General features: G+C 71.4%; 16 protein-coding genes. 3 read left to right on the top strand and 13 right to left on the bottom strand.

All coding sequences use genetic code 11. The annotated features are described in order from the left end of the window. Window positions 1-77 precede the first annotated feature (77 nt). The 3 genes from smc to QBL25_RS29055 form a co-directional block, all read right to left on the bottom strand. Window positions 78-3653, bottom strand: a complete 3576-nt coding sequence (gene smc, locus QBL25_RS29065) for a chromosome segregation protein SMC (protein ID WP_409059904.1) — start codon at window positions 3651-3653, stop codon at window positions 78-80. 330 nt (window positions 3654-3983) lie between these two features. Continuing rightward, on the bottom strand, window positions 3984-4187 hold the full coding sequence (locus QBL25_RS29060) for a hypothetical protein (RefSeq protein ID WP_135333243.1): 204 nt from the start codon (window positions 4185-4187) through the stop codon (window positions 3984-3986). A 382-nt stretch (window positions 4188-4569) separates the two neighbouring features. Beyond that, window positions 4570-4851, bottom strand: a complete 282-nt coding sequence (locus QBL25_RS29055; protein ID WP_409059903.1) for an acylphosphatase — start codon at window positions 4849-4851, stop codon at window positions 4570-4572. Window positions 4852-4983: 132 nt separating this feature from the next. On the opposite strand from QBL25_RS29055, the gene QBL25_RS29050 reads away from it, so the two are divergent. Next, window positions 4984-5922 carry a CAP domain-containing protein gene (locus QBL25_RS29050; protein ID WP_409062814.1) on the top strand — a complete coding sequence of 313 codons (939 nt, stop codon included), beginning with the start codon at window positions 4984-4986 and terminating at the stop codon, window positions 5920-5922. Window positions 5923-5994: 72 nt separating this feature from the next. After that, window positions 5995-6462 (top strand): winged helix-turn-helix transcriptional regulator, encoded by a 468-nt coding sequence (locus QBL25_RS29045; protein ID WP_409059902.1) that lies wholly within the window; start codon window positions 5995-5997, stop codon window positions 6460-6462. On the opposite strand, the gene mutM is transcribed toward QBL25_RS29045, so the two are convergent. From mutM to QBL25_RS29000, 9 genes are all read right to left on the bottom strand, one after another. Beyond that, window positions 6432-7295 (bottom strand): bifunctional DNA-formamidopyrimidine glycosylase/DNA-(apurinic or apyrimidinic site) lyase, encoded by an 864-nt coding sequence (gene mutM / locus QBL25_RS29040; RefSeq protein ID WP_409059901.1) that lies wholly within the window; start codon window positions 7293-7295, stop codon window positions 6432-6434. The two genes, QBL25_RS29045 and mutM, sit on opposite strands and share 31 nt — an antisense overlap. Window positions 7296-7407: 112 nt before the next feature. Further along, window positions 7408-8259: a ribonuclease III gene (gene rnc / locus QBL25_RS29035; protein WP_409059900.1), complete on the bottom strand. Its 852-nt coding sequence runs from the start codon at window positions 8257-8259 to the stop codon at window positions 7408-7410. 7 nt (window positions 8260-8266) lie between these two features. Further along, window positions 8267-8440, bottom strand: coding sequence for a 50S ribosomal protein L32 (gene rpmF / locus QBL25_RS29030; protein ID WP_003951102.1), 174 nt, complete (start codon window positions 8438-8440; stop codon window positions 8267-8269). A gap of 2 nt (window positions 8441-8442) precedes the next feature. Further along, window positions 8443-9087, bottom strand: a complete 645-nt coding sequence (locus QBL25_RS29025) for a YceD family protein (protein ID WP_409062813.1) — start codon at window positions 9085-9087, stop codon at window positions 8443-8445. A gap of 170 nt (window positions 9088-9257) precedes the next feature. Next, window positions 9258-10358 (bottom strand): cell division initiation protein, encoded by a 1101-nt coding sequence (locus tag QBL25_RS29020; protein WP_409059899.1) that lies wholly within the window; start codon window positions 10356-10358, stop codon window positions 9258-9260. A gap of 121 nt (window positions 10359-10479) precedes the next feature. After that, window positions 10480-10959: a pantetheine-phosphate adenylyltransferase gene (gene coaD, locus QBL25_RS29015; RefSeq protein ID WP_365824281.1), complete on the bottom strand. Its 480-nt coding sequence runs from the start codon at window positions 10957-10959 to the stop codon at window positions 10480-10482. A gap of 26 nt (window positions 10960-10985) precedes the next feature. Further along, window positions 10986-11579, bottom strand: coding sequence for a 16S rRNA (guanine(966)-N(2))-methyltransferase RsmD (gene rsmD, locus QBL25_RS29010; protein ID WP_409059898.1), 594 nt, complete (start codon window positions 11577-11579; stop codon window positions 10986-10988). 100 nt (window positions 11580-11679) lie between these two features. Beyond that, a complete protein-coding gene (recG, locus tag QBL25_RS29005; RefSeq protein ID WP_409059897.1) occupies window positions 11680-13902 on the bottom strand; it encodes an ATP-dependent DNA helicase RecG in 2223 nt (740 codons plus the stop codon). Between the two features lie 72 nt (window positions 13903-13974). Then, window positions 13975-15657 carry a DAK2 domain-containing protein gene (locus QBL25_RS29000; RefSeq protein WP_409059896.1) on the bottom strand — a complete coding sequence of 561 codons (1683 nt, stop codon included), beginning with the start codon at window positions 15655-15657 and terminating at the stop codon, window positions 13975-13977. 218 nt (window positions 15658-15875) lie between these two features. Here QBL25_RS29000 and rpmB point away from each other — a divergent pair, with 218 nt between their 5' ends. Further along, window positions 15876-16061, top strand: coding sequence for a 50S ribosomal protein L28 (gene rpmB, locus QBL25_RS28995; protein WP_160507429.1), 186 nt, complete (start codon window positions 15876-15878; stop codon window positions 16059-16061). 73 nt (window positions 16062-16134) lie between these two features. Here rpmB and QBL25_RS28990 read toward each other — a convergent pair whose 3' ends face one another. After that, window positions 16135-17103 (bottom strand): thiamine-phosphate kinase, encoded by a 969-nt coding sequence (locus tag QBL25_RS28990; protein WP_409059895.1) that lies wholly within the window; start codon window positions 17101-17103, stop codon window positions 16135-16137. Window positions 17104-17266: the final 163 nt, after the last annotated feature.

Below are 17266 nucleotides of genomic sequence, written 5' to 3'. Positions count from 1 at the left end.
GGTTCCTGTGAACTTCAGGCACCTCCGAGGCAGGGTTCGTTCAAGTCTTGAAGTTATGAAGGGGGGCGTGTGAAGGACTACCGGAGCCGCTGACTGATCACCTTCGAGACGCCGTCGCCCTGCATGGACACGCCGTACAGCGCGTCGGCGACCTCCATCGTCCGCTTCTGGTGCGTGATCACGATGAGCTGCGAGGCCTCCTGGAGCTCCTCCATGATGCGGATGAGCCGTTGCAGGTTGGTGTCGTCGAGCGCGGCCTCTACCTCGTCCATCACATAGAAGGGACTCGGCCGTGCCTTGAAGATCGAAACGAGCAGCGCGACGGCCGTCAGGGACCGTTCGCCGCCGGAGAGCAGCGAGAGCCGCTTGACCTTCTTGCCGGGCGGGCGGGCCTCGACGTCGACTCCGGTGGCGAGCATGTTGCCGGGATCGGTGAGGATCAGCCGTCCCTCGCCGCCCGGGAAGAGCCGCGAGAAGACGCCCTCGAACTCACGGGCGGTGTCCCGGTAGGCCTCGGTGAACACCTGCTCGACGCGCTCGTCGACTTCCTTCACCACTTGCAGGAGGTCGGTCCGCGTCTTCTTCAGGTCTTCGAGCTGCTCGCTGAGGAACTTGTGGCGCTCCTCCAGCGCGGCGAACTCCTCCAGGGCCAGCGGGTTCACCTTCCCGAGCTGCTGGTACGCCCGTTCGGCTGACCGCAGCCGCTTCTCCTGCTCGGCGCGGACGTACGGCACCGGCCTGTTGCGCGGGTGCTCCGGGTCCTCCGGGAGCTCCTCGCCCTCGGCGGCGGGGGAGGGCGGCACGAGCTGGTCGGGTCCGTAGTCGGACACGAGCCCCGCGGGTTCCACACCGAGTTCCTCCAGTGCCTTGGACTCCAGCTGCTCGATCCGCAGCCGCTTCTCGGCACCGAGTACCTCGCCGCGGTGGACTGAATCCGTCAACTTGTCGAGCTCGGCCTTGAGGTCGCGCCCCTGGCCCCGCTCGGCGGCCAGCTCCCGCTCCCGCACCTCCTTGGCCCGCTCGGCGGCGGAACGCTCCTCCTGCGCCCGCAGCAGGGAGACCTCCACGTGCGCGAGCAGCTGGCGCGCGCCACGGGCCACGGCGTCGGCGACCGCCGCCTCGTGCCGCATCCGGGCCTTGCGCTGCTCGGCACGCGCGCGTGCCTCGCGTTCGGCGCGCGCGGCCCGGTCGAGCGAGTCGGCACGCCCCGCCAGGCCCTTGACCCGCTCCTCGTGCGTCCGCACCTGGAGCCTGGCCTCCATCTCGGTCTGCCGGGCGTTGGCCCCGTCCGCGGCGAGCCGGTCGCGCACCGAGGTGTCGGGCTCCTCCTCCACCGGTGCCTCTTCCGCCACGGCAAGCCGCTCGGCCAGCTCCTCGGCGTCCTCGACCGCCTTGTCCAGCGCCTCCTGCGCCTTGGCCGCGGCGGCCGCACTGCGCTCGGCCTCGCCGGCCGCGCCACGGGCCTGCCCGGCGAGCGCGCCCAGCTGCTGGGCCACGGCCGACTTCTCCCGGTCGGCGGAGCGCCTGCGCTCCCCCAACTCCTCGACGAGCGCGGCCACTTCCCCGCGCCGCTCCCCCGCCTCCTGCTGGGCCGCCGCCAGGACGTCGCACTGCTCGGCCAGGCGCTCCAGCTCGGCCGCCGCCTCGTCCACGGAGGCCTGGACTTCGAGCAGGCTCGGCGCCCCGGCGGAGCCGCCCTGCGCGAAGTGCGCCCCGAGCAGGTCGCCTTCCGCGGTGACGGCGGTCAGCTCCGGGTGCGCGTAGACGAAGTCCTCGGCGTCCTCCAGCGTCCCGACGGCGACCATCCCCCGCAGCAGCCGCCGCACCGCGGGCATCAACTCCTCGGGCCCGCGCACCAGTTCGGCCACCAGAGGCGGCCCGTCGGAGCCCTCCTGCCGTACGTCGCCGGGGCGGCCCGCGTCCGAGGTGTCCGGTGCGCCCGCCAGGAGCAGCGCGGCCCGTCCCGCGTCCTGCTTGCGCAGCAGCCGGATGGCCTCCGCCGCCGAGGCCGGGGTGCTCACCGCGATCGCGTCCGCCGCCGCGCCGAACGCCGCCGCGATCGCGACCTCGTACCCCGGGGTGATCGTGAGCAGTTCGGCCGCCGGGCCGAGCAGTCCCGTCAGGCTGTCCTTGGCGGCCAGCAGCGCTCCCGTGCCGTCCTTGCGGCGCAGGCCGAGCGCGAGCGCCTCGTGCCGCGCGGCGACCGCCGCCCGCTTGCGTTCGGCGGCGGTGGCGGCCTCGCGGGCCGCGGTCAGGGCGCCCTCCGCCTCGGTGAGGGAACGCTTCGCCTCGTCGTGCCGCTCGCCGAGCTCCGCGTCACCGGCGTCCAGTCCGTCGACCTCCGCCTTCAGCTGCTCGTACTCCTCCTGGGCGGCGACCGCGCGCTGCCCGGCCTCGTCACGCGCCACGGAGAGCCGGTCGATCTCGGCCTGCGCGGAGCCCGCCCGCGAGCGCGCCGCGTTCACCTGGCCGTGCAGCCGCGCGAGGCCCTCACGCCGGTCCGCGATGGACCGCGCCACGTCCTTGAGGCGCCGCTCCTCGACCGCGAGCTCCCGCTCCAGATCGGCACGGTGGCCGACCGTGTCCTCCAGGGCGTGCTCCGCGGCCTCCAGGGCGGCCGCCAGCTCCGCCTCCTGCTCACGGATCCGGGCGGCCTCACGCTCCATGTCCTCGGGGTCGCGGCCACGCCGCTCCTCCGGGGGCGCGGCGGTGGCGCTCTTGACCCGGGCGTCGGCGAGCGACACCGTGCCGCGCACCCGCTCGGCCAGCTGCGACAGCTCGTACCAGGTCTGCTGGGCCCGCTGGAGCCGCGGCGCGAGGCGGCGCACCTCGTCCTCCAGGTCGGCCTCGCGCTGGAGCGCCTTCTTCAGCTCGGCCTCGGCACTGTCCTTGCGCCGCTTGAGCTCCGCCTCGTCGGCGACCTCGGTCCGCAGCGCGTCCCGCAGCCGTACGAGGTCGTCGGCGAGCAGCCGGAGGCGGGTGTCGCGCAGATCGGCCTGGATGACGGCGGCCCGGCGCGCCACGGCCGCCTGCCGGCCCAGCGGCTTCAGCTGGCGCCGCAGCTCGTCGGTCAGGTCCTGGACGCGCGCGAGGTTGGCCTGCATCGCGTCGAGCTTGCGCAACGCCTTCTCTTTGCGCTTGCGGTGCTTGAGGACACCCGCCGCCTCCTCGATGAAGGCGCGGCGGCCCATGGGGTCGGCGTGCAGGACGCCGTCGAGCTGGCCCTGGCCGACGATGACGTGCATCTCGCGCCCGATGCCGGAGTCGGAGAGCAGTTCCTGGATGTCGAGCAGCCGGCAGGTGTCGCCGTTGATCTGGTACTCGCTGCCGCCGTTGCGGAACATGATGCGCGTGATGGTGACTTCGGCGTACTCGATGGGCAGGGCGCCGTCGGAGTTGTCGATGGTGAGGGACACCTCGGCGCGGCCCAGCGGCGGGCGGCCCGTGGTGCCGGCGAAGATGACGTCCTCCATCTTGCCGCCGCGCAGCGACTTGGCGCCCTGCTCGCCCATGACCCAGGACAGCGCGTCCACGACGTTGGACTTGCCGGAGCCGTTCGGTCCGACGACGCAGGTGATGCCCGGCTCGAACTTCAGCGTCGTCGCCGACGCGAAGGATTTGAAACCGCGCAGAGTCAGGGCCTTGAGGTGCACGCCATCGGACTCTACCCGCCACCCCTTCGCCACCACCGCCCTTCCCCACGGGGCATCGCGCGCGCCGCACCTTCCCTCCGGCCGTTTCACCCAGGAAGATGCAGGGCACATCAGACGGTGAAGGAAGCGGCACACGCGGCGACAAGCGGTGACTGACGGCACCAAGAAAGAAGGGACGCCGAAGCGTCCCTTGCAGATCTGGACAAGCGGCTGACATGGGCAGCCCGACCACGTGCGTTGACCGGCACCTCGCAGACCCGAGTGACCGTGACGCGTGCAGCACGCGTCACGCGAGATCGTGCGAGGTGAGCGCCTTGCTGAAGGTGGTGGTCAGGTGAGCGCAGGCTCCGCCTGGGGTACGTCGATGCTCTCCAGGAGCGATTCGTGAGAAGCGGCAGCCGCGAGCGCGTCGTTCTCGGCCTGGATCTTCACGAGCTCAGATTCCAGGTCCTGGACGCGCTGCTGGAGCCGTCGCATCTCGGCGAGAAGTCGCGGGTCGGAACCGCCGACGTAACCGAGAAGCGCCTTTGCCATGATGGATGGTCCTCCACAATGAGTGACCGACCGAAGCGGTGTGGGTCGTGAGGGATTCGCACCCGCGGTGCTTGGCACTCGTTGTACTTGCTGGTTCTTGCGGCCGTTCTCACATGCCAAACAGCTAAGGTGCGCGGGGCTTCCAGAGTCTCACCAAAAAGTTTGACGGTCAACACGATCACGCCCCGTATTGGCGGGCGACCCGGGGGCCTGCGGCCGTTCGAACGGCGGCGCTGCCTCTGCTGCGGGGCCCTGGGGGCGTGTCGATCATCCTTCACCTGGGAGCCTGCCACGAGGGACCGTTCTTGGCAACCACCAGGCGTTTCCTGCCCCGGGCAGTTGCCGCCGCCCCACGGGAGCGGGTCCGCACGACCGGTCTCCGTCAGCGAATCGCGAACGTCTCGTAGATGCCGCGCGGAGTGTCCCAGATCTCAGTGACGCCGTCGACGCGGCCGGGTGTGTCGCCCGTACGCAGCCAGTCGAGCAGCTCCTGGGCGCCCGCGCGGGGGCCTTCGGCGACCACTTGTACGCGGCCGTCCTCCAAATTGAGAGCAAAACCACTCAGGCCGCCGATCTCCAGAGCCCTGGCCCGCGTGAACCAGCGGAATCCCACGCCTTGCACCCGGCCACGCACCCAGGCCGTGACTCTGACTTCTTCGTTCATGGGTGCACGCTAACCGGCCAAATGCTCTCGGAGCACTTCGTCCCCATGCGCCATCGCGTACAGTCCCGACACGATGAGCCTCACCCGTATGGGTGAGCCACGTTGACCGCTGAGGACGAGGAAGGCCAGGAGATGGGACGCCACCGACGCTCCGGCGCAGGGGCAGCCGCCACCGGCCGCGCCACTGGGGTCTCCGACACGTACGCGGGCGGACACGCCGGCGTCCCGGAGCCCCGCCCCGCCACCGTGTCACACCGCCGCAAGGGCCGTGCGGCCCCGGTGCGCACCGGCCTGCTCGGTGTCTCGGCGGCCGTGGCGATGGGTGCCGTGGCGGTCGCCTCCGGCCTGGTTCCCGGCGCCGACAACTACTCCCTCGGCGGAGGCGGCGACTCGAACAAGGTGCGCGCCGCCAGCTCCCCCAGCGAGGTCTCGCCGCAGGGCGGCGACACCGGGACCGCCGAGCGCGAGTCGGCCCCGCCGAGCCGCGGCTCCGGGCGCCCCGACGCCCCGACGCCCTCCTCCCCCTCGCGGACCGCCGAGAAGCCCTCGGCCGAGCCGTCGAAGAAGCCGTCGACCAAGGCGCCCGCGCCCAGGACCGACGAGAAGAAGAAGACGACTCCCCCGAGCCCCTCGCGCACCCCCGCCGAGAAGCCGAAGGCCCCGCCGGCCGCCGCGCCGAAGTCGCCGTCCGCCGAGAGCGCGGCCGAGGCAGCGGTGCTCACCCTGGTGAACGAGGAGCGGGCCAAGGTGGGCTGCTCCCCCGTGCGCGCCGACGCCAAGCTGGCCTCGCTCGCCGGGAACTTCAGCGCGGACATGGCCGAGCGCGACTTCTTCGACCACACCGACCCGGACGGCGCGACCCCCTGGGACCGCGCCGAGAAGGCCGGGATATCGGACCTGGGCGGCGAGAACATCGCCCGCGGCCAGGCGAACGCCCGGTCCGTGATGGACGCCTGGATGAACAGCCCCGGCCACCGGGCCAACATCCTCAACTGCGATTACAAGACCCTGGGCGTCGGCGCGCACTTCGCGCCGGGCGGCCCCTGGTGGACGCAGGACTTCGGCTTCTAGCCGAGGGTGTCGCGGCTAACTTTTCGTTAGCGCAATCCGTGGGCCAGCGCTGTGCGGGAGTACGCTGGTCGCATGGAAGGCTCCCTTGACCCGGCGGACGTGACGGACGCGACAGACACGGCGGACGCGGCGGAGAAGACGGACACAGCGGTCCCGGTCGACACCGCGGACCTGGCGTTCGACGTGTTCTCCCGGCAGTGCCCCTCGCGCGGCACCCTGGAGCACGTCACCGGCCGCTGGGGAGCACTCACCCTGGGCGCGCTGCACGACGGCTCGTTCCGTTTCAACGAACTGCGCCGCCGGGTCGACGGCGTCAGCGAGAAGATGCTGTCCCAGACGCTGCACGCGCTGGAGCGCGACGGCCTGGTCCACCGCGAGGCACAGCTCACCAATCCGCCGCGCGTGGACTACCGGCTCACGCCGCTCGGGCGGGAGATCGCCGACCGGCTGATGAGCCTCATCCACTTCGTGGAGGGCAGGATGGACGGCGTCCTCGCGGCGCGCGAACGCTACGACAGCGCGGCCGCCGGCGGTCGCTGACAGCGCGGGCAGAAGTAGCTGGAGCGGTTCATCCAGGGGCGTCGGCGCATCGCCGTACCGCAGCGGCGGCACGGTTCGCCCTCGCGGCCGTAGGCGTCGAGCGACCGGTCGAAGTATCCGGACTCGCCGTTCACGTTCACGTACAGACTGTCGAAGCTCGTCCCGCCGACGGCGAGGGCGGAGTTCATCACGTCCCTTACGTGGCCCAGGAGTTCGGCCGTGCGCGGGCGCGTGAACGTGGCCGTGGGACGTTCGTAGTGCAGCTTCGAGCGCCAAAGGGCCTCGTCCGCGTAGATGTTGCCGACACCGCTGATCAACGACTGGTCCAGCAGGGCGCGTTTGATCGTCGTACGACGGCGGCGCAGCGCGGCGTGGAAGGCCGCGTCGTCGAACTTCTCGTCGAGCGGGTCGCGTGCGATGTGCGCGATGACGTCCGGCAGCCCGTCCGGGGTGTTCTCGTGCAAGGAGAGGCCGCCGAAGGTCCGCTGGTCGACGAAGCGCAGCTCGGTGCCGAGCTCGTCGGCGAACCGCACCCGGATCCGCAGGTGCTTCTCGTCCGGCGCCTCGTGGGTCTTGACGAGCAGCTGTCCGCTCATGCCGAGGTGGGCCAGGATCGAGGTGCTGCCGTCCTCGACGGGCAGCCAGAGATACTTCCCGCGCCGCATCGCCGTACCGACGCGGTGGCCCTTGAGGCTCGACGCGAAGTCCTCGCCGCCCGCGAGATGCCGCCGCACGGCCCGCGGATGCCGCACCTCGACGTCGGCGACCGTGCGATGGGCCACCCATCGCTCAAGTCCACGCCGGACGACTTCGACCTCGGGCAGCTCGGGCATGGGACGCACTCCGGAATGACGGGCGGGCGGTCGGGAAACCGTGCCGCGAGGCGGCGAAATGGCTGGTGCCGGCCACCCCGAAGGGCGACCGGCACCAACAGTAAAGCTGCTGTCAGGCAGAGGGGGCGACGTCGCCCCCCTCGGCCTCCGCGACAACGGCAGCGGGAGCCGAGGCGGCGATGTCCGCCGCCTTGATCCGCTCGTCCGCGGCGGCGCGGATCTCGCGCCAGGCGGACTCGGCGGCCTGCTGCTCCGCTTCCTTCTTGCTGCGGCCGGTGCCGGTGCCGTACGAGACGCCTCCGACGCGGGCGGCAGCAGTAAAGGTCTTCTCGTGGTCCGGGCCGCTCTCCGTGACGAGGTACTCGGGCACGCCGAGGCTCTCGGTGGCGGTGAGCTCCTGGAGGCTGGTTTTCCAGTCCAGGCCCGCGCCCAGGTTCGAGGACTTCTCGATCAGCGGGTCGAAGAGCCGGTGCACCAGCTCGCCCGCCGCGTCCAGACCCTGGTCCAGATAGACCGCGCCGATCACCGCTTCAAGGGTGTCGGCGAGGATGGATGCCTTGTCCCGGCCACCCGTGCCCTCTTCGCCCCGGCCGAGCCGGATGAAGGAGCCGAGTTCGAGGCCACGGCTGACCTCCGCCAGCGCACGCGAATTGACCACCGCGGCCCGCAACTTGGCCAGCTGGCCTTCGGGCAGGTCGGGGTGGGTGCGATAGAGCGTGTCCGTGACGACGAGTCCCAGCACCGAGTCCCCGAGGAACTCGAGCCGTTCATTCGTCGGCAGACCGCCGTTCTCGTACGCGTACGAACGGTGGGTCAGTGCACGCACCAGAAGGGCGGACTCGAGTCTGTACCCGAGCCGCCCTTCCAAAAGCGTGTGGGACGAGGCCGTGTTTTCCGCCTGCTTCTTGGCGTTTTCCGCCTTGGCGTCATCCGCCATTTTGTGGCTAGACACGGTGCCTCTCACCAGCCGCTCAGACCTCGAGGACCTGGCGCTTGTTGTACGTGCCGCAGCTGGGGCACGCGATGTGCTGCTGCTTCGGCTCGTGGCAGCGCTCGCACGCAACCAGGGTGGGGACCGCAGCCTTCCACTGCGACCGGCGGTGGCGCGTGTTGCTGCGCGACATCTTCCGCTTCGGAACAGCCACGGCTACTTCTCCTGCTTCTCGTCGACGCCGGCTTCGGCGCCGCTCACGTCGTCCTTCTCGCCGTCCTGGATGGTCCCGGCGAGTCCCTGCAGTGCCGCCCAACGAATGTCGACGGCATCGTGGTGGTGGTCCGGATCGTCCGCGAGCCGTGCTCCGCACTGGGAACACAGGCCCGGACAGTCGTCCCGGCACACCGGCTGCATCGGCAGTGCGAGCACTACCGCGTCACGCAGCATGGGTTCGAGGTCGAACAAGCCGTCCTCGAGATAGAGCCTGTCCTCGTCGTCCTCGGCGTCGTCGGCCGGTTCCGCGGTGCGGCCCCGGTCGTCGGCGTCAGGGTACGAGAACATCTCCTGGAAGTCCGCTTCCACCTCAAGCTTCAGCGGCTCCAGACACCTTACGCACTCCCCCTCGGCCGACGCACGGGCGGTGCCTGTGACAAGCACCCCTTCCATGACCGACTCAAGGCGGATCTTCAGCTCGACCGGAGCACCTGCCGGCACTCCGATGACCCCGTCGATGCCGAGGACGTCCGGCGAACCGGGGGCCTCGACCGTACGGGTCAGCCGCTGCTGCGCACCGGGACGCCGACCCAGCTCGTGTGTGTCGAACACGAGCGGGTTTCGGTGATCAAGGCGAGCACTCAGGGCTTTTCCTGCTTTCGAATCCTGGAAGTCAAAGGAGGGCCGCCCCCGTCATGAGCTTGGCTCACTAGCCGGGCAGCCTGGATCGCGGACGTACGCGCGACCGAAGAGCCAGGATACTGGACCTTTCGCTTTCGGCCCAATCCGGTCCCGCGAGGGCCGCGGACCGGGGGCTAGCGGCCCTGCTCGTACTGGCGCAGCTGCTCCGCGGTGATCATGCCGGTGTCGAAGAGGCTCGTCTCGTCGAGCACGCCCGGGGTCTGGTGGTGCTGCTGCTCCGGCTCCCCGTAAGCCTGCTGCTGCGGCTGCGCGTACCCCTGCTGCCGGCCCTGGTCGTATCCCTGCTGCGGATAGCCGTACGGATCCTGCTGCTGGTAGCCGTACGGGTCCTGCTGGGCGTACTGCTGCTGGTAGGCGTACTGGTCCTGCTGCTGGTACCCGTACGGGTCCGGCTCCTGCTGCGGCGGGGCGTACGGCTGCTGCTCCGGGATCTGCGGGGCCGCCTGAGGCGGCTGCGGGGCCGCGGGTGCGGCTGCGGCTGCGGGCGCCGGAGCCGTCGCGGGGTCGGTGAGGCCCGCGAGGTACTCGGCGTCCGTGGTGTGCGCCTGGGAGCCGAGGCCCTCGGCGAGGCCCGCGAGGTCGTCGGCGGGCGCCCGGCCGTGCAGGGTCTGGCGGCCGCGGCCGACCGCCTCCAGGGTCTTGGCGAGGACCGCCTCGAAGGCGCCGAGCTTGGCGTCGACGTACGCGTCCGCGTCGCGGCGCAGTGTCTCGGGGTCCAGGCTGCGCTGCGGGGCGTCCTCGTCCTCGTACCCCTGCTCGTCGAGGCCGGGTCCGGTGCCGAGGAGCTTCTCGCGGCCGCGGCCCACGGAGCCGAGGGTCTTGGTGAGGACGACCTCGAAGTTGGCCAGCTTGCTGTCGACGTAGTCGTCGGCCTCGACACGGACCTCCTCGGCGGCCTGGCGGGCCTCGGCGAGGATGCGCTCGGCCTCGCCCTGGGAGTTGCGGGCGACCTCCGTGTCGGAGATCAGCGAACCGCGCTCGGCGTGCGCGGTCTCGATGATCCGGTCCGCCTCCTGGCGGGCCTGCTCGACCAGCTGCTCGCGGCCGCCGATGAGCTCCTGGGCCTGGGCGAGGGAGCCGGGCAGCGCCTGGCGCACCTCTTCGAGCATCGACAGCAGATCGGCGCGGTTGACCACGCACGAGGCCGACATCGGCATGGACCGGGCACTGCCGACCGCGTCGACGATCTCGTCGATCTTCTTCTGCACGTCCACCGTGTGCTCGCCACTCTCTACAGCTGGTTGGAGACGGACGGCACGACTGTAAGGCCAGTCGGCGGCCGCCCGACACCGGGTGACGGACAGTCAGTGCGCCCGGCGGTCGGTCAGGGGGCCGTCACTTCTTGCCGATGCGCTCGGTCAGCGCCTCGTGGACCACCGGCGGCAGCAGGTGGGCGACGTCGCCGCCCCAGGCGGCGACCTCCTTGACCAGGGAGGAGGACAGGAAGCTGTACGTGGGGTTGGTGGGCACGAAGAGGGTCTCGACGCCCGAGAGGCCGTTGTTCATCTGGGCCATCTGGAGTTCGTAGTCGAAGTCGCTGACCGCCCGCAGGCCCTTGACGATGGCCGGGATGTCGCGCTGCTTGCAGAAGTCGACGAGGAGACCGTGGAAGGACTCGACCTCGACGTTGCCGAAGTCGGCGGTGACCTCGCGGATCAGCTCGATCCGCTCGTCGACGGTGAAGAGGCCCTTCTTCGACTGGTTGATCATCACCGCGACGTGCACCACGTCGTACAGCCGGGAGGCGCGGGCGATGATGTCGAGGTGTCCATTGGTGATGGGGTCGAATGACCCCGGACAGACGGCGCGGCGCAACTGAAGTCCCTCGCTCTCCGGTCCGGTCATGGCGCGATCACTGAGTCGTCGCACGTAGAGGCGGCGCGACCGTACCAAAACGTGCCTTCGCCGTAGCGACGGGACCTCAGTGACTCGAAGCCGTCGGGCCAGCCGAATTCTCCGCCTCTGGTACTGCGTTCAACGGTGACGAGCGCATCGTCCGTGAGCCAGCCCCCCGCGCGGAGTGTGAGCAGGATCTCGCGAAGATCGTCATCGGTGACCGCATACGGAGGGTCGAGAAACACCAGGTCGTACGGGGTCGTGGGGGCGCCGCCCTGGACGATCTGGGCGGCTTTGCCCGCCCTGACCTCGGCGCCGGGCAGGCCGAGCGACTTCACGTTCTCCCGGACGGTGCGCACCGCACGGGCGTCCGCCTCGACCAGGAGGGCGTGGCCGGCGCCGCGTGAGAGGGCTTCGAGGCCGATGGCTCCGGACCCGGCGTACAGATCGAGGACGCGCGCGCCGTCCAGCGTGCCCTGGAGGGCCTGCCAGGTGGAGAACAGGCCTTCGCGTGCGCGGTCGGTCGTGGGCCGGGTGCCGGTCCCTGGCGGGACGGCGAGGCGACGTCCGCCGGCCACACCGGCGATCACGCGGGTCATCTGAGTCCTTGTCGGTGAACGAACGTGCGGGGAAGATCCGGCCTCAGTCTCTCAGCCCCCGGGCCGCCCCCGCCTGTCAGCCCTTGTCCCGCCCCTTGCCTCAGCCCTTGTCGAGGTACTGCTCGCGCTCGTCGTCCAGGAGGGCGTCCAGGGCGGTGCGCAGCTCGGGCAGGTGCTCCAGCTCCGGGTCGGCCGCGACCACCGTGACGGCCTCCTCGCGGGCCTCGGCGATGACCTCCTCGTCCTCGATGACCGCGAGCATCCTGAGGCTGGAGCGGACACCGGACTGCGCCTGGCCGAGGACGTCGCCCTCGCGGCGCTGCTCCAGGTCGATCCGGGAGAGCTCGAAGCCGTCGAGGGTGGCGGCCACGGCCGCCAGGCGGGCGCGGGCGGGGCTCGCCTCGGGCATGTCGGTGACCAGGAGGCACAGGCCCGGGGCCGAGCCACGGCCGACGCGACCGCGCAGCTGGTGCAGCTGCGATACGCCGAAGCGGTCGGCGTCCATGATCACCATGGCGGTGGCGTTCGGGACGTTCACGCCGACCTCGATGACCGTCGTCGCGACCAGGACCTGGGTCTCGCCGGCGGCGAAGCGGCGCATCACCGCGTCCTTGTCGTCGGGCTGCATGCGGCCGTGCAGGACCTCGATCTTCAGACCGCTCAGCGGGCCGCGGGCGAGCTGCTCGGCGACCTCGACGACGGCGAGCGGGGGCCGCTTCTCGGCGGTGGCTTCTTCCTCGGCCTTCTTCTCGGCCTTCTTCTTGGCCTTCTTCGGGTCGGCGCCCTCGTCGGGTTCGTCGCCGATCCGGGGGCACACCACGTACGCCTGGTGGCCGTTCTCCACCTCCTCGCGCACGCGCTCCCACGCGCGGGCCAGGAAGTGGGGCTTGTCCTCGGAGGGCACGACGTGGCTGGCGATGGGTGAACGGCCCGCGGGGAGCTGGTCGAGGACCGAGGTCTCCAGGTCGCCGAAGACCGTCATCGCGACCGTGCGCGGAATGGGCGTGGCCGTCATGACCAGGAGGTGCGGGGGCTGCTTGCCCTTGCCGCGCAGGGCGTCGCGCTGCTCGACGCCGAAGCGGTGCTGTTCGTCGACGACGACCAGGCCGAGGTCGTGGAACTGGACCTTGTCCTCGATCAGCGCGTGCGTGCCGATGACGATCCCGGCCTCGCCGGTGACCAGGTCCAGCAGGGCCTGGCGCCGGGCCGCCGTGCCCATGGAGCCGGTGAGCAGCGTGACCTTCGTGCCCTGGTCCGAGCCGCCGAGCATGCCGCCCTCGGCCAGCTCGCCCATCATCTCGGTGATGGAGCGGTGGTGCTGCTGGGCGAGCACCTCGGTGGGCGCGAGCATCGCGGCCTGTCCGCCCGCGTCGACGACGGCGAGCATGGCGCGCAGGGCCACCATCGTCTTGCCGCTGCCGACCTCTCCCTGGAGGAGGCGGTGCATCGGGTGCTCGGTCGCCAGGTCGTCGAAGATCTCCTTGGAGACCTTCTCCTGGCCCTCGGTGAGCGTGAAGGGCAGCTTCGCGTCGAACGCGTCGAGCAGGCCTCCCTCGCGGGGGCGGCGGGCGATCGCGGGGAGTTGCGCGTCCGCGTACCGGCGCCTGGCCAGGGCGACCTGGAGGACGAAGGCCTCGTCCCACTTCAGGCGGTCGCGGGCGGCTTCGATGTCCGCCTTCGTCTGCGGCCGGTGGATCTTCAGGAGCGCCTCGGGGAGCGGGATCAGCTCCCGGCCGTCGCGCAGGCTCGGCGGCAGCGGGTCGACGGCCTCCCGGGCGCTGGGCAGGACCGCGTCCACGGACTTGGCGATCTTCCAGGACTCCAGCTTGGCCGTGGCGGGGTAGATCGGGATGAGGGCTCCGGCCCAGGAGTCGACCGCCTCTTCGGCGTTGTCCGGGTCGCCCTTCAGGAGTTCGTACGCCGGGTGGGCGAGCTGCATCTTGCGGTTGAAGACGGACGCCTTGCCCGCGAACATCGCGCGCGTGCCGGGCAGCAGGTCCTTGTGCGGCTTGTGGATGCCCCGGCCGAAGAAGACCAGCTGGAGCTGGCCGCTGCCGTCGGTGATCGTCACTTCGAGGCGCTGGCCCCTGCCGCCGTTGAACGTCAGGATGCGCGCCGTCGCGACCTGGGCGACCACCGTGACGTGCTCGTCCAGCGGCAGGTCGGCGAGGCGGGTGAGCTCGCCCCGCTCCGCGTACCTGCGCGGGTAGTGGTGCAGCAGGTCGCCGACGGTGTGCAGGTCCAGGTGCTCGGCCATCACCTTCGCGGTGGCGGGACCGACCACTTTCTTCAGGGGTTCTTCGAGCGCGGGCACGAGATCCATTGCACACCACGCCACTGACATTTCCGCGTACGTCCGTGAAATCCGCTGGTCAGCGGTGGACGGAGAGGTCGGTCACTCCACGCCGATCAGCAGCAGCGCCGACTGGCGTCCGCCGCGGTAGACCACCGTGTCGACCGCCAGGTGCACCTCGCGCACGTGCTTCTCCAGCTCGTCGCCGAGGCTGTCGGGCACGTCGTCGCCGAGCACCAGCGTGACCATCTCGCCGCCGGCGGCCAGCATCCGGTCCAGGACGGACCGCGCGGTGCGGGTGGTGTCGTCGCCGATCAGCGCCACGTCGCCGTCGATCAGGCCGAGCACGTCACCGGCCTGGCAGATGCCCGCCGTGGTCCACGACTGCCGCTCGGCGACGGCCAGTTCGGCGTACCGCGTCGCGCCGGCCGCCGAGGTCATGGCGACGACGTCCTCGTCGAAGCGGCGGTCCGGCTCGTGCACGGCGAGGGCCGCGATGCCCTGGACCGCGGACCGGGTCGGGATCAGCGCGACCCGCACGCCTTCGGTGCGGGCCTGTTCCGCCGCGGCCGCCGCGGTGTGGCGCAGCTCGGCGTCGTTGGGCAGGAGCACCACCTCGCGCGCGTGGGCCCGCCGGATCGCGTCGACGAGTTCCCCGCTGGCCGGCGGCTCCCCGGGGCGCGTGGGCACGGTGGTCGCCCCGGCGTCGGAGTAGAGCCCCGCGAGCCCCTCCCCCGGCACGACGGCGACGATCCCGCGCTGCACGCGCTCCCGGGGCGGCTGCGCGGCGCCCGCGGTGTGCGCGTCCCCGACCCCGAAGTGGGTGATGCGGATGCGGTGGGGCCGCCCCGCCTCGACGCCCGCCTCGACGGCGGCGCCGGCGTCGTCCACGTGGACGTGGACGTTCCACAGCCCGTCGCCGCCGACGACGACGAGGGAGTCCCCGAGCCGGTCAAGACGCGTCCGCAGCCGTGCGACGGCCGTGTCGTCGGCCTCCAGGAGGTAGATGACCTCGAAGGCGGGCGCCGTGGCGCCGCCCGGGGCGTCCTGGCACTCGACGGCTTCCGCGTTTCCGTCCGGGGAGGCCGTACGCGGCAGCGGTGACGCCGCCCTGGGTGCCACCCCTTCCGACAGGGCGCCCACGAGCGCCCCGAGGACCGCCACGAGCCCGCGCCCTCCGGCGTCCACCACTCCCGCGCGGCCGAGCACGGCCAGCTGCTCCGGGGTTGCGTCCAGGGCCCGGCACGCACCGTCGTACGCGGCCCGCGCCACCGCCCCGCAGTGGCCCGCGGCAGCCGAGACCGCGGCGGCCTCGTCGGCGGCGGCGGCCGCCACCGTCAGGACCGTGCCCTCCACGGGGTGCGCCACCGCCTGGTAGGCCGACTCGGCGGCCCGGCGCAGCGCGAGCGCCAGCGCGGGACCGTCGGCGTGATCGGTGTCACGGTCGGCGCCCAGGACCTGCGCCATGCCGCGCAGCAGCTGCGAGAGGATCGTGCCCGAGTTCCCGCGGGCCCCGATCAGGGCGCCGTGCGCCATGGCCCGCACGGCCTCGGCCAGGGTGGGGTGGGTCGGGTCGAGGCCGGTGAAGGCGGCGTCGACCGCCTGGGCCGCCGATTCCACGGTCAGATAGAGGTTGGTTCCGGTGTCCCCGTCCGCGACCGGATAGACGTTGATCGCGTCGATCTCCTCGCGGGCCCTTCCCAGGGCGTCCAGAGCGAGGCCGCACCAGGCGCGCACCGCGACGGCGTCGAGGTTCTGCGGCACCTGCTCGCCTCCTAAAGGCATCCGGACTGGACGCAGCGTAGACCGGGAAGGGCGAAAGGCCCGGGGCGGGGCCGGGGCGAGACATGGTAGTTTCGTTCTACCGAAGCAGTCGTTGTATGCTGCTCCGGTTGCCCGATACCCATCGGGACATTCCTCCTGGCAACGCCACCCACGATCATTGCACTGATCCCGGCATGCCGGGATTAACCGTAAGTGCATCTGAAGTCTTGGAGTGACCCGTGGCTGCCAACTGCGACGTCTGCGGCAAGGGGCCGAGCTTCGGCAACAACATCTCGCACTCTCACCGCCGTACGTCCCGTCGCTGGAACCCGAACATCCAGCGCGTTCGTGCCGTGGTCAGCGGGACGCCGAAGCGGCTCAACGCCTGCACCTCGTGCATCAAGGCCGGCAAGGTCTCGCGCTGACGCAAAAGCGCGGCCACCTAGCTGGTTGCTGAAAGAGCCGGTCCCCCTCGGGGGGCCGGCTCTTTCGTATGTCTCACTCCATGTCGCCGTTGTCGCCGAAGTGGTCCCAGCCCTTGCTGGTCCAGGGCGCCCCGTCCACCGTGACCTGCGGCAGGGCCGAGGGGTTGAGGACCTCGCCGATGACCTTCCAGCGGGCGGGCAGCTTCACGTCCGGCGGGAAGGTCGCCACGATCGCGTGGTCCTCGCCGCCGTTGAGGACCCACTGGAGCGGGTCGACGCCGACGGCCTGGCCGATGTCGTTCATCTGGGAGGGCACGTCGACGTCCCCGGAGCGGATGTCGATGCGCACCTTGCTCGCGTCGGCGATGTGACCGAGGTCGGCGATCAGCCCGTCACTCACGTCCGTCATCGAGGTGGCGCCGAGACCGGCGGCCGCGGGGCCCGCGTGGTACGGCGGTTCGGGCCTGCGGTGGGCCTCCACGAAGGCGCGGGGCGAGCGGAAGCCGCGTGAGAGCACCGCGTGCCCGGCGGCGGACCAGCCGAGCCAGCCGGTGACGGCGACGACGTCGCCGGGCTGGGCTCCCGCGCGGGTGACCGGCTCGTGGTTGCGCAGATCGCCGAGCGCGGTGATCGCGACGGTGATCGTGTCGCCCCGTACGACGTCGCCGCCCACGACGGCCGCTCCCGCGACCTGGCACTCGTCCCGCAGGCCGTCCATGAGCTCGGTGGGCCAGCTCGCGGGGAGTTCGGCGGGGACGACCAGGCCCAGGAGGAGCGCGGTCGGCACGGCACCCATGGCGGCGATGTCGGCGAGGTTCTGCGCGGCGGCCTTGCGGCCCACGTCGTAGGCGGTCGACCAGTCGCGGCGGAAGTGCCGTCCCTCCAGGAGGATGTCGGTGCTCGCCACGACCCTGCGGTCGGGGGCCGACACGACGGCGGCGTCATCGCCCGGACCGAGCCGGACGGCCGGGGTGGAGGTGAGCCGCGAGGTGAGTTCCCTGATGAGCCCGAACTCCCCCAACTCGCCGACGGTTCCCTTCACCGGGACTCACCATGCCCTTTCACGCTGCTCGGCTTGCGGTCGCGAGCCGTCACTGTCATAGGTACGGTCGATATGACCGTCAACTTCTGTTGCCCGTCCACCGCGATGTGCGCGCCACAGCTCCCCCGGGTCTCCCCGCGGGAAGCGGCGACGCGGTACCGTG

This window comes from Streptomyces sp. SYP-A7185, assembly GCF_046103685.1.
Classification (GTDB): domain Bacteria; phylum Actinomycetota; class Actinomycetes; order Streptomycetales; family Streptomycetaceae; genus Streptomyces.
The sequence above is the reverse complement of the archived record's forward strand: the minus strand, read 5'-3'. Positions and strand labels throughout refer to the sequence as shown.

Excerpts from the sequence above, each read along its gene's own strand:
- QBL25_RS29060 (WP_135333243.1), bottom strand. The coding sequence starts at position 4,187 with ATGGCAAAGGCGCTTCTCGGTTACGTCGGCGGTTCCGACCCGCGACTT.
- QBL25_RS29055 (WP_409059903.1), bottom strand. The coding sequence starts at position 4,851 with ATGAACGAAGAAGTCAGAGTCACGGCCTGGGTGCGTGGCCGGGTGCAA.
- QBL25_RS29050 (WP_409062814.1), top strand. The coding sequence starts at position 4,984 with ATGGGACGCCACCGACGCTCCGGCGCAGGGGCAGCCGCCACCGGCCGC.
- QBL25_RS29045 (WP_409059902.1), top strand. The coding sequence starts at position 5,995 with ATGGAAGGCTCCCTTGACCCGGCGGACGTGACGGACGCGACAGACACG.
- mutM (WP_409059901.1), bottom strand. The coding sequence starts at position 7,295 with ATGCCCGAGCTGCCCGAGGTCGAAGTCGTCCGGCGTGGACTTGAGCGA.
- rsmD (WP_409059898.1), bottom strand. The coding sequence starts at position 11,579 with ATGACCCGCGTGATCGCCGGTGTGGCCGGCGGACGTCGCCTCGCCGTC.
- recG (WP_409059897.1), bottom strand. The coding sequence starts at position 13,902 with ATGGATCTCGTGCCCGCGCTCGAAGAACCCCTGAAGAAAGTGGTCGGT.
- QBL25_RS29000 (WP_409059896.1), bottom strand. The coding sequence starts at position 15,657 with ATGCCTTTAGGAGGCGAGCAGGTGCCGCAGAACCTCGACGCCGTCGCG.